This is a genomic window from Gordonia sp. UCD-TK1, from assembly GCF_001691435.1.
Lineage (GTDB): Bacteria > Actinomycetota > Actinomycetes > Mycobacteriales > Mycobacteriaceae > Gordonia > Gordonia hongkongensis.
The window spans coordinates 15,171-25,596 of sequence record NZ_LZMP01000035.1; the positions used below are offsets into that span (position 1 = coordinate 15,171).

Below are 10,426 nucleotides of genomic sequence, written 5' to 3' on the forward strand. Positions count from 1 at the left end.
ATCCGGGTGGCGAGCCACTACGTTCGACAACAACAAAGCAGGCCGGTGACGACAGTCGCCGTGCCGATGGAGAAAGGACACCCATGACGAACCCATTCGACGACGAGGACGGCCGCTTCTACGTGCTCGTGAACGACGAGAACCAGCACTCGCTGTGGCCGACGTTCGCCGACATCCCCGCCGGGTGGACCAAGGTCTTCGGCGAGGACAGCCGCGCCGCGTGCCTGGAGTACGTGGAGCAGAACTGGACCGACCTCCGGCCCAAGAGCCTCATCGAGGCGATGGAGGCGGACAAGAGCGGCGACGCCTGAGTCGGTGACGGGCCCCGACACTCGCGATCGCGAAAGTCGGTCGTGCTCGAATCTCGGGACAGTTGCACGTGGATAACAGGTAAAGAATCAACCCAGTGGTGACCTGTCGCAACTGCAGTCACAGCCGTAACATCGGATTGCAGCACAGTTACCGAAATTGTTGTGGAATATCCCACACATGTTGAGTCAGTGTTCTACTAGTTGAATGAGGTAGGGCACACTTGGTTGAAGGATCGCATGAGTACCAACGTCAGGGGAGGCGGGGACACAGCGATCGACGCTCCACGGGCGGGAAGGCAGTAATCATGGACCAGCTACTACTGGATGACATCCAGAGACGAGGGGCGATCACGCCCCACCTGACCGCTGTTCGGCTGGGCGATGACGCTCTCACCTACGGTGAACTCGCCGATCGCGTCGAGGACTACGGCAGCGTGCTGGCCGAGTACGGGATGTCGCCGACCTCGGCGTTCTACGCCGCCCTGATGCACTGCATGCCGTCTCTCGTGGACATCGACCCGGTTGATTCCCGGTTGCAGGTCATCGGCGAGATCCAGGCCTGGCTCGGCCGCGAACGCGGCGAGGTCACCTCGGTCCGGCCCCGACTCCGCGCGGTCAGCTAGATCCCGGCACCGACATACCCAACGAGACCCGCCGAAAGGCGGGTCTCGTTGTTTCCGCGGTGGGTGCGTGCGACCGGGGCAGCGACAGGCCGCGAAGAGTGCGCCTGCCGGCTACAGCCCGGCGAGGAGCAGAACGAGGAAGAGGATCGGGCCGCCGACGATCACACTGCCGGCGCCGGTCACGATGCCCGTGATCGCGCGCCCGGTGCCCTTGCGCTCCGCGGGGGCGCGTCGAACCTGTCTGACTCCGACCGCGCCGGCGACGACGGCGATCAGTCCGAGGATCGCGCCCAGTCCCAGCAGGAGGGTCAGGGGTATGGAGATCAGCCCGGTGGTGAGCGCCAGCGAGGCCGCCGGTGCGACGGAACGGCCGCCGACGGGCCGGGTCAGGTACGGCGCCGGGCGCGCCGGAAAGGTCCGCGCGGGCAGCGGCATCGCGGCCAGGGGCGCCCGGCCGGCGTTCTCCAGGTCCCAGAAGTCGCCCACCGGTGGTAATGCGGCATGTTCCCGTGCCGGCAGCCGGCCGGCGGCGCGCGTCACCATCCGCGGTGACGATTCCGCCGCGGGCTCGACCTTGGTCGGCAGCTTCGGCGACGCGGGTACCGCAACGTGCACGTCGACCCGCGTGCCGGTCGGTTCGGCCGCAGCCGGCAACTCGGTGTCGTCGAGATCGTTGACAAGCGGCCAGCGGTCATGGCGCTCGGTCGCCGGCGCAGCGAACGGATGGGTGGGTTGATCGGTACGCATGTACACCTCCTCGCCGCCCGGCTCCGGGTCGGAACCGCACCTGTCCGAGTGTAGGCGAGGAGGCGACGTACGCCGTGGGTCTAGTTGCCCTCTTGCTGGCCGCTGCCCATGCTGATCAGCTGCTGAATGGCGTCACCACTGAGCTTCCAGTCGCCGTCGACCTTGACGAAGCCGAGCTGGATGTCGACCGGCGTCGAAGAATGCGGGCTCTTCACCGCGACGGTCGCGGTGGCCTTGTCGCCGTCCTCGGTGACCTCTTTCACCGAGAACGCGTCCGGGGTGTATCCCGCGGCGGAGGCGCCCTTGGCGAAAGCCATCGCGGCCGGTTTGGTGGCCGGGTTGGTGACGTCGATGACCTGGTCGAGCTCCTCGGAGGAAGTGTTCGGGTCGATGGCCTGGCGCAGGGTTTCCTGTGCGTCGTCATTGCTGAGCCCGGTGACCTCGTCGACCGCGTCGCTGGCGGCGGTCTCGACCTGGCTCGCCGCGGACTCGACGGCGGTGGACACCGCGCTCGTCGCCTCGTCGACGGTGTCGGTGGACTCCGAACAACCGGTGGCGACGAACAAAGCGGCCCCGGCGAGGGCGACGGCAGCGACGGACTTCCGGATCTTCATGCGACTCTCCTCGATGCAGTTGTCTATCCGCGGCGCTTCTCCGCAGTGAGCCAACACTAACTCACCGGCCACCGGAATTAATCGGACCGCGGTCCGGTTATGCTCGGTGTAACCATCACAAGGAGGCGCGACATGCAGTTCGGACTCTTCAGCGTCAGTGACATCACCACCGACCCGACCACGGGCACGACGCCCACAGAACACGAGCGGATCAAGGCGATCGAGCAGATCGCCAAGAAGGCCGAGGACATCGGGCTCGACGTGTTCGCGCTCGGTGAGCACCACAACGAGCCCTTCTTCTCGTCGTCGCCCACCACGACCCTGGCCTACATCGCGGCGCAGACCGAGCGCCTGCAACTGAGTACCGCGACCACGCTGATCACGACCAACGACCCGGTCAAGATCGCCGAGGACTTCGCGATGCTGCAGCATCTGGCGGACGGGCGTGTCGACCTGATGCTCGGGCGCGGCAACACCGGTCCGGTCTATCCGTGGTTCGGCCAGGACATCCGCCAGGGGATCCCGCTGGCGATCGAGAACTACCACCTCCTGCATAGGTTGTGGACCGAGCATGTGGTGGATTGGGAAGGACAGTTCCGGACCCCGCTGACGTCCTTCACCTCGACGCCGCGCCCGCTCGACGGCGTGGCACCGTTCGTCTGGCACGGTTCGATCCGCAGTCCCGAGATCGCCGAGCAGGCGGCCTACTACGGGGACGGGTTCTTCGCGAACAACATCTTCTGGCCCAACGAGCACTTCCAGCGGCTGATCAACTTCTACCGCGAACGGTACGAGCACTACGGCCACGGCAAGGCCCACCAGGCCGTTGTCGGGCTCGGCGGACAGTTCTTCATCCGGCCGAAGTCGCAGGACGCGGTGCGCGAGTTCCGCCCGTACTTCGACAACGCGCCGGTGTACGGACACGGTCCGTCGCTCGAGGACTTCACCTCGCAGACGCCGCTGACCGTCGGCAGCCCGGCCGAGTTCGTCGACAAGACGCTGACCTTCCGGGAGACCTTCGGCGACTACCAGCGTCAGCTGTTCCTCGTCGATCATGCGGGACTGCCGCTCAAGACCGTGCTGGAGCAGCTCGACCTGCTGGGCGAGGTGCTACCGGACCTGCGCGCCGGGTTTGCGGAGGGACGTCCCGACGACGTTCCCGACGCGCCGACGCACGCCTCGCTCGTCGCCGCCCGCCAGGAAGCCGATCAGGATGTGGAGGTGTCCTCGTGACCGCCCTGCGGATCGTCGCGGTGAATGCCGGTCTCTCTGAACCGTCGTCGACGCGACTGCTCGTCGACCGGATGGTCGCCGCCGTCACCGAAGGACTCGGGGCGGGCCGCTCGGACGTCGAGATCGTCGACCTGCGTGACCTCGCCGCCGACCTGGGACAGGCGATGACGGTCGGCTTCGCCTCGGGCCGGGCACGCGCGGCACTCGACGCGGTCGAGGGGGCCGATGCCCTGATCGTGGCGACGCCGGTCTTCAACGCGTCGTACAGCGGCCTGTTCAAGATGTTCTTCGATCTCGTCGACATCGACGCCATGTCGGGCAAACCGGTGCTGATCGGCGCGACCGGCGGCAGTCCGCGCCACTCGATGGTGCTCGACCACGCGCTGCGACCGTTGTTCGCCTACCTACGTGCCGTCGTCCTGCCGACCGGCGTCTACGCCGCGTCGGCGGACTGGGCGGGCGCCGGTGGGGACACCGCGTCGTTGAACGACCGGATCGGCCGTGCCGCAGCCGAACTCGTCTCGCTCCTCGGACCGAGGGGTGGCACGGGCCCGGGGAGTGCCGCCGGCGACGGGGAACCGCCGCGCGCGGCCGTGGCCGACGGCAGGCAGCAGGCGGTCGAGGCCGCGGGGATCGCGAACTTCGCGAGGTTGCTCGGAACGGCGTGATGCGCCCTCACTCGGGGGCGGCGCGCCCCGGGGTGTTGGCCCGGGCGCGCAGCCGTGAGTGCGGCAGCGGCGGCGCGGGCAGGTGCTGCGTCGAACCGACGTAACCCTGCACCTGCCCGAAGCGTTCGCTGCGCGCCTCCCACTGGTCCCGGTAGCCGACGATGTCGTCGTGTGTGCGCCCGATGAAGTTCCACCACATGACGATGTCCTCCGCCAGCGGTGCGCCGCCGAGGAGGATCACCCGGGCGTCGGTCTCGGCGACGTTGGTGAGCGTGATCCGCTTTGCGCCCAACCCGATGTAGCCCAGCTCGGTGCGGGCCAGCGGTGCGGCGTCGGCGCCAACGACCTCGACGGTGCCGGTGTCGACGAGAACGCCGTGTTCGTGTTCGGGGTCGACGTCGATGTCGATGGCGGCGCCGGGTGCGAAGTCGAGCTGGGCGCCGGTCAACGGCGTGAACGTGTGCACCGGCGAGCGGGTGCCGAACAGTTCGCCGAGAAAGACCTTGGCGGTGACCCCGCCGAGGTCGAGAGCATCAGGCCGGTGGTGTGCGAAGTCGCGTGCGGTGTCGGCATTCTCGGCCGGCAACGCGACCCATAGCTGCACCCCGTGCAGGGTGGTGGTGTCGGGTGTCGAGACCTCGGTGTGGGCGATGCCGTGCCCGGCGGTCATGAGGTTGATCTCGCCGGGGCGGACCATCGCGTGGTTGCCCATCGTGTCGCGGTGCTCGACGCCGCCGGTGAACAGCCAGCTGACCGTCTGGAGTCCGGTGTGCGGGTGTGGTGGCACGTCCATCCCGCCGCTGCTCGCGACGTCATCGGGGCCGTAGTGGTCGATGAAGCACCAGGCTCCGATCAGCGAACGTGACCGCTGCGGGAGGGTCCGGTGCACCGTCATCGCGCGTGGGCCGCCGAGCGGTACGTCGCGCGCGGTCAGGACGTCCATGTGGAGGAGGCCCGGGCCCGCGGCGACGCCGGCATCGGCATGGCACTCGACCTCGACCGGGTCCGTCTCGAGATTGCTCATGGAACCATTGTCCGCGACCGCGGCACGGACGTCCGCGAACCCGGCGGAGATCGCGGTCAGACCAGCGTGGGGTTCTCGAAACGCATCGTGATCCGATCGACCGAGCTCGACATCAGGGCGTGCCGCCCCAACTGCAGGGATCGGAGTTCGTCGGCGATGGGGTGGTCGCCGAGGGTCAGGCGCGCGCCGCCGATGCGGGTGCGGGTCCCGGTGGTCGAGGTGAGCCGCCACGGTGTCATCCGCGTGATCCCGTCCAGCTGCGAATAGGCGTGCAACACGGTGTCGGCGGTCGAGTCCGGGACCTTGAGCCCCGGCTTCACACTCAGGTCGGCGACGAGTGCGCCGTCGGACACGAGGCGGCCGCGTCTGGTGGCGGAGGAGTGATCGACCTCGAACTCGGCGAGTGTCTTCGGGAATCCCCAGATGCCGCGCCCGGCGGCCAGGGTGAAGTCGCCGTCGACGGGGAGCCGGTGCACCAGCGCACGCGCGTCCCCCTTCAGCAGTGAGCGCACTGCCCGGATCGGCGAGGCGGGTGGGGTGGTCGGATCCTCGACGAGGAAGCACACGCCGAACTCGTTGTACGGTCCGAGGTCGCCGTCGACGTAGTCGACGAACACGAGCATGCACATGGTGCGACCCGGTCGAATGCGCAACGGGCGAAGCGTCCCGGGCTGTGCCGATTCGGCGTCGATGGCCCGTGCCACGGCCCGGGTGTCGGCGGTGAAACCGGCGACGAAGCACCGTGCGTGCCGGATCTCGACCGGCATGGTCACCGGGGTACCGAGTACATCGTGCGTCGAAGGTGCGCTCACCTGTTCTGCTCCTGCGTGTCGGGTCGGGTCGGGTCGGGTCGCCGGACCACGCCGGCACGATCACCTTTTTAGAACATGTTCTAGTCTTGCATGCCTTCGCTCCCGGCGGGACCCATCCGGGTGGTGTCCCCAAGAATGTGGACACGCCAGCGGTCAGATCGGGACCAGTTGATGTAGTTTCGCGCTCCGACGGGTGATATGTCCGACTCGGCACGTAGCTTTGGTCGAGGTTTCAGTAACGTGAAGCTGAGTAAAGGCTGAGAGTCTCGCATGTGCCTCGTGGGGGTGTTGGTGAACGACGAGCAGACGACCTTGATCGACGAGGATTCGTCGGAGGGTCATGCAGCGATCCGGGTTGGAATGGTCGACGACCATCGGTCCCCGATCTGGGGAATCGAACGAGTGTTGGACCCAGTTTCGGACATCTCGTTGGTCTGCTCGGCGACGACGGTTGCCGGCGTGCTCAGTGTCATGCAGCTCGACGTGGTCCTGCTGGACCTCCGTCTCGACGACGGCACCACGCCTCGCGAGAACGTCAACGCATTGTCGGCGGCCGGAGTGGCCACCGTCGTGTACACCTCTGGAGAGCATCCGGCGCTGTTGAGATCGGCGGCGCGCGCCGGAGCGCTCGGCGTGGTGCTCAAGTCGGCGGACGAGTCGGTCATCATCGACGCCATCCGGGCGGCCGCCGACGGCCGGGCGGTCCTCACCACAGAATGGGCTGCCGCCATAGACGGCGACCCCGAACTGGCGACTGTCGACCTGTCGCCTCAGTTGCAGAAAGTGTTGGCGCTGTACGCGTCCGGCGAGACGTCGGCCCGAGTCGGGGCTGCTCTCGGGGTCTCCGCGGAGACGGTCAACGAGTACCTCAAGCGAATTCGCCAGAAATATGCGGACGCCGGGCGGCCGACGCGCACCAAGGTGGATCTCTTCAAGCGTGCCGTCGAAGACGGATGGCTCCCGGTGCCGCAGCGGTACCGGCACGAGGGACGGTCAACACCTGACGGGGCCTGGGGGCGAACGAAACATGGCTGACGGCATGGCAGCGGGAGTCGAGTCCCCATTTCTGGGTCTACCGACAGTTACTACGCCGTCTTAACGTTGGAACAGATTGATTTGGGGCGTCGGGGACACACGAGATAGCGCCGGTCTGAACAGGGGATGGGAACAATGACGGTCACTTCAGATATCTTCCGAGCCAGGACGGCGGCCGCACCGCGGCACGGAGTCGTGCCACGGCAACGTTCCAAGCCGGTTGATTACCTGGTTCCCGTCGAACGCTCAGCGGCGGTGACACGTCCGAGTCTGTCGGACCGGGAGGTCGAGGTTCTGCTCGCCTGGCTAGCCGCCGAGTCCAAAGAAGATGCCGCCGCACGACTCTTCATCTCGGCGTCCACGGTGAGCACGCACCTTGCGCGCATCCGGGCGAAGTACACCGCGGTCGGGCGAAGTGCGCCGACGAAAACCCACCTTTTCGCGCGAGCACTCCAGGACGGTTACACCGGTCTCGACCAGTGGTGAGGCCTGGCCCTCGAATACTGAGCGCTCAGCGCAGGTCGCGTTCGATACGCGGCCAGGTCTGGTACAGGTCGTCCTGCCAGTAACCCCATGAGTGGGTGCCGGTCGGGCGGAAGTTCACCTCGACCGGGAGGTCGAGCGCACGCATACGCTCGACCATCTGGCGCGTGCAGATGTCGATGGCGACCTCGATCCCGCCGCCCACGATCGCCTGGTTCGCCAGCGTGAAACCGTCGCCCGCGATACTCGGGTCGGTCAGCTGCTCGTGGACACCCGGTGCTCCCGTCCCGGTCGTCATGTAGACCTTGCTGCCGCGCAGTTTCGCCGCGTTCAGGTACGGATCGTTGGCTCGCCAGCCGGGACCGTCGAGCGGGCCCCACATGTTGGTCATGTCCGCCTGACCGCGGTCCTCGACGACCAATCGGATGTACTGCTGGCCGGCCGGGTCGCTGGTCCGAGCGCACCCGCTGAAGGCGGCGACGGATCGGTACAACCCGGGGGCGGCGATGGCGAGATTGAGCACCGAGGTCCCCGCCATCGAGATCCCCGCGATCGCGTTGACGCCGGTGGTGTCGAACTCGTCGTCGATCAGGGGCGGCAGTTCTTTCGTGAGGAAGGTCTGCCATTTGTTGCGCCCGAGAGCGGGATCGTCGCGCTGCCAGTCGGTGTAGTACGAGTAGGCGCCACCGATCGGGGTGACGACGTAGGCGTGCCGGTCGGCGAAGTACCGCTTGTAGGTGGTCCGTGCGTCCCAGGTCGCGGAGTCCTCCCCGCCACCGGCACCGTTGAGCAGGTAGAGGGTGGGCGCCGGCCGGGATCGATCCCGTGGCGTGAGGACCGTGACCGGGACCGTACGGTTCATGGACGCGGAGTGGACGAGTAGCGTCACCTGCTGCCGGTCATCGGTGTAGGAGTCGACGATGCGGGAACCGTCGGAGCCCGAGGGCGCGGCGGACGCCGTCGCCCCGGGAGCGGTCGCGAGGCCCGCGACGACCGCACCTACCGTCAGCAGCCCGGCGAGGAGTCGCCACCCGCCGGAATGTCGCCGTCGCTGTTCAAGACGACCGATTCCGTTCACTTCGTACCCACTCGTTCTCGAGATCCTGTCGGGATCTGACGCACCGACGCGCCGGCCCCACAGTCTATGGATCGCCCGCCCCTGGTGAAACGATACGAGCGGAGATTGCCACGACTGTCACCCGAAGGATCGAATTCCGGACAGGCCTAGAGCGAGACCTGGGCGAGGATCGGCGTCGTCGGCTGCGGCGAACCGCCGGCCGGTTCGATGGTGACCGCGAGCACGCTCGACCCGCGCACGTCGTCCACCACCACCGGGGCGGTGTCGTCTCCGGGGATCAGCCCGGCCGGCACCGGCTGCGGTGCGCCGCCCACCAGCCACAACTGATAGGTGCTGTCGGCCGGGATGGGCGTGCGCAGGTCCCGCAGGAGCGCGACCGCCTGGTCGGCCGATTCGGACGTCACCACCGCGATGGTGCCCCGGTCGTCGGCCAATGGCTCGACGCTCACGGACGCGTCCGCGGCGGTGAGTACCCCGAGCACCTCACGCTGGGAGTCGCTGAGCGCCGTCGACGAGGTGGACGACTCGGGGGCGGTGGTGCGACCGATGAGCACGCCTGCCCCCAGCGCCACGGCCACGGTCACCGCCGCGGCCGCCAGGATCGCCTTTGCGCGTGCCGGGCGCCGCGCGGTCCCACCCGATCGATGCTGTCCGTGGCGCGAGTCGCGGGGCCGCAATTCGACCGGCGGTGGTGGCGGCGCGAGGTCGCTCTCGCCGGATCGGCCCGTTCCCGCGGGTGCGACCGGCGGGACGGGATCGACCGCGGCGGCCGGGTTCTGCGGGCCCGGATCGATGCCTGAGGGTACGTAGGCCTCCGGGGTCAGCGCCGCACCCTCGAAGACGTGCTGCAGCACCCGGTCCCGGAGTTCGGGCGGTGCGTCGAGCGCATAGGTCGTCGCGAAACCCGCCATGGCCGCCTGGATGTCGGCGATCTGGGCGTCGTGTTCCGCCCGCTCGTGGGGTGGAAGTGCGGCGAGTTCTGACTCGACGCGTCTGGTCTCGTCGGGGGTCAGCGCGCCGACGGCGAACAATTCGACGTGGTCGTCGAGCCAGGTGGCCCCGCGGTCCCCGGTCGTATCGGATGTGGTCATTGTGGGATCAGGCGTCCTCGTGCGTCCTCAGGCAGGTTCTCAACCGACGCAGGCCATCTCGAATCCGAGATTTGATGGTGGGCAAGGGGGTATCGGTGTGCCGGGCGACCTCGGGATAGGTCAGGCCCCCGAAATACGACATCTCGATGCAGCTCCGTTGCAGTTCCGTGAGCGTGCCGAGACATGTTCGTAGCGTACGCGCCTCGTCGGTCTGCACAACGACCTCGAGCGGTATGTTCCGCGGTGTCTCCACCGAGACCGCGCCATACTGCGACATGCGCTGTTGCTGGAGCTCCTCGGATCGGACGCGGTCGACGGCCCGCCGGTGGGCGATGGTCATCATCCATGTGATGACCGAACCGCGCCCGGGCTGGTACTCGCCGGCCTTCTGCCAGTACTGGAGGTACGCCTCCTGGACGATCTCCTCCGCGTACTGACGGTCCCGCACGACGCGGAACGCGAGTCCGTAGATCCGTGAACTCGTGCGGTCGTACAGCGTGGAGAACGCGGTCCGGTCGCCTGTCGCGGCTGCGGCCAGCAACTCCCGCAGCATCTGTGCTTCGCCCCCGCGTCCGTGGTGCGCGTCGGTGGCCGCGCTGCCATCGTCCGGTGTCACGGTTCCACGGTAACGAAGACGTAGGGATTTCTCGGGTGATCGTCGATCCCGGGGCTACCGATCGCGAATTCATGGATCACTGACCTGCAGA

The 10,426-nt window shown here is 67.6% G+C and carries 13 protein-coding genes; 6 read left to right on the plus strand and 7 right to left on the minus strand.

All coding sequences use genetic code 11. The annotated features are described in order from the left end of the window. The first annotated feature begins 83 nt into the window (after nucleotides 1–83). Together A9310_RS17820 and A9310_RS17825 are read left to right on the plus strand one after the other, a co-directional pair. On the plus strand, nucleotides 84–311 hold the full coding sequence (locus tag A9310_RS17820) for an MbtH family protein (RefSeq protein ID WP_006360234.1): 228 nt from the start codon (nucleotides 84–86) through the stop codon (nucleotides 309–311). A 305-nt stretch (nucleotides 312–616) separates the two neighbouring features. Beyond that, nucleotides 617–934: a hypothetical protein gene (locus A9310_RS17825; RefSeq protein ID WP_065631795.1), complete on the plus strand. Its 318-nt coding sequence runs from the start codon at nucleotides 617–619 to the stop codon at nucleotides 932–934. Between the two features lie 111 nt (nucleotides 935–1,045). On the opposite strand, the gene A9310_RS17830 is transcribed toward A9310_RS17825, so the two are convergent. Both A9310_RS17830 and A9310_RS17835 read right to left on the minus strand, forming a co-directional pair. Continuing rightward, a complete protein-coding gene (locus tag A9310_RS17830; RefSeq protein WP_065631885.1) occupies nucleotides 1,046–1,681 on the minus strand; it encodes a hypothetical protein in 636 nt (211 codons plus the stop codon). An 80-nt stretch (nucleotides 1,682–1,761) separates the two neighbouring features. Further along, a complete protein-coding gene (locus A9310_RS17835; RefSeq protein ID WP_065631796.1) occupies nucleotides 1,762–2,295 on the minus strand; it encodes a DUF4878 domain-containing protein in 534 nt (177 codons plus the stop codon). Between the two features lie 132 nt (nucleotides 2,296–2,427). Between A9310_RS17835 and A9310_RS17840 the strand changes: the two genes are divergently transcribed. Further along, nucleotides 2,428–3,528 carry an LLM class flavin-dependent oxidoreductase gene (locus A9310_RS17840; protein ID WP_065631797.1) on the plus strand — a complete coding sequence of 367 codons (1,101 nt, stop codon included), beginning with the start codon at nucleotides 2,428–2,430 and terminating at the stop codon, nucleotides 3,526–3,528. Then, nucleotides 3,525–4,196, plus strand: a complete 672-nt coding sequence (locus tag A9310_RS17845) for a CE1759 family FMN reductase (RefSeq protein ID WP_065631798.1) — start codon at nucleotides 3,525–3,527, stop codon at nucleotides 4,194–4,196. The genes A9310_RS17840 and A9310_RS17845 overlap by 4 nt, the downstream gene beginning before the upstream one ends. 7 nt (nucleotides 4,197–4,203) lie before the next feature. On the opposite strand, the gene A9310_RS17850 is transcribed toward A9310_RS17845, so the two are convergent. Both A9310_RS17850 and A9310_RS17855 read right to left on the minus strand, forming a co-directional pair. Next, nucleotides 4,204–5,220: a pirin family protein gene (locus A9310_RS17850; protein ID WP_065631799.1), complete on the minus strand. Its 1,017-nt coding sequence runs from the start codon at nucleotides 5,218–5,220 to the stop codon at nucleotides 4,204–4,206. A gap of 56 nt (nucleotides 5,221–5,276) precedes the next feature. Further along, the gene (locus A9310_RS17855; protein ID WP_065631800.1) at nucleotides 5,277–6,032 is read right to left on the minus strand and encodes an acetoacetate decarboxylase family protein; all 756 of its coding nucleotides are present in this window, start codon (nucleotides 6,030–6,032) and stop codon (nucleotides 5,277–5,279) included. Between the two features lie 360 nt (nucleotides 6,033–6,392). On the opposite strand from A9310_RS17855, the gene A9310_RS17860 reads away from it, so the two are divergent. Next, nucleotides 6,393–7,067 carry a LuxR C-terminal-related transcriptional regulator gene (locus A9310_RS17860; protein WP_065631886.1) on the plus strand — a complete coding sequence of 225 codons (675 nt, stop codon included), beginning with the start codon at nucleotides 6,393–6,395 and terminating at the stop codon, nucleotides 7,065–7,067. A 126-nt stretch (nucleotides 7,068–7,193) separates the two neighbouring features. After that, nucleotides 7,194–7,553 (plus strand): response regulator transcription factor, encoded by a 360-nt coding sequence (locus tag A9310_RS17865; RefSeq protein ID WP_091344374.1) that lies wholly within the window; start codon nucleotides 7,194–7,196, stop codon nucleotides 7,551–7,553. A 25-nt stretch (nucleotides 7,554–7,578) separates the two neighbouring features. Here the strand turns inward: A9310_RS17865 and A9310_RS17870 are convergent, their stop codons facing one another. From A9310_RS17870 to sigK, 3 genes are all read right to left on the minus strand, one after another. Beyond that, the gene (locus A9310_RS17870; protein WP_065631887.1) at nucleotides 7,579–8,619 is read right to left on the minus strand and encodes an alpha/beta hydrolase family protein; all 1,041 of its coding nucleotides are present in this window, start codon (nucleotides 8,617–8,619) and stop codon (nucleotides 7,579–7,581) included. A 155-nt stretch (nucleotides 8,620–8,774) separates the two neighbouring features. Beyond that, nucleotides 8,775–9,719 (minus strand): anti-sigma factor, encoded by a 945-nt coding sequence (locus tag A9310_RS17875; protein WP_065631801.1) that lies wholly within the window; start codon nucleotides 9,717–9,719, stop codon nucleotides 8,775–8,777. A 7-nt stretch (nucleotides 9,720–9,726) separates the two neighbouring features. After that, nucleotides 9,727–10,335: an ECF RNA polymerase sigma factor SigK gene (gene sigK, locus A9310_RS17880; RefSeq protein WP_058252002.1), complete on the minus strand. Its 609-nt coding sequence runs from the start codon at nucleotides 10,333–10,335 to the stop codon at nucleotides 9,727–9,729. Between the last annotated feature and the right edge of the window lie 91 nt (nucleotides 10,336–10,426).

Coding starts and splice junctions, on each gene's coding strand:
- A9310_RS17820 (WP_006360234.1), top strand. CDS start 84: ATGACGAACCCATTCGACGACGAGGACGGCCGCTTCTACGTGCTCGTG.
- A9310_RS17825 (WP_065631795.1), top strand. CDS start 617: ATGGACCAGCTACTACTGGATGACATCCAGAGACGAGGGGCGATCACG.
- A9310_RS17830 (WP_065631885.1), bottom strand. CDS start 1,681: ATGCGTACCGATCAACCCACCCATCCGTTCGCTGCGCCGGCGACCGAG.
- A9310_RS17835 (WP_065631796.1), bottom strand. CDS start 2,295: ATGAAGATCCGGAAGTCCGTCGCTGCCGTCGCCCTCGCCGGGGCCGCT.
- A9310_RS17840 (WP_065631797.1), top strand. CDS start 2,428: ATGCAGTTCGGACTCTTCAGCGTCAGTGACATCACCACCGACCCGACC.
- A9310_RS17850 (WP_065631799.1), bottom strand. CDS start 5,220: ATGAGCAATCTCGAGACGGACCCGGTCGAGGTCGAGTGCCATGCCGAT.
- A9310_RS17860 (WP_065631886.1), top strand. CDS start 6,393: ATGGTCGACGACCATCGGTCCCCGATCTGGGGAATCGAACGAGTGTTG.
- A9310_RS17865 (WP_091344374.1), top strand. CDS start 7,194: ATGGGAACAATGACGGTCACTTCAGATATCTTCCGAGCCAGGACGGCG.
- A9310_RS17875 (WP_065631801.1), bottom strand. CDS start 9,719: ATGACCACATCCGATACGACCGGGGACCGCGGGGCCACCTGGCTCGAC.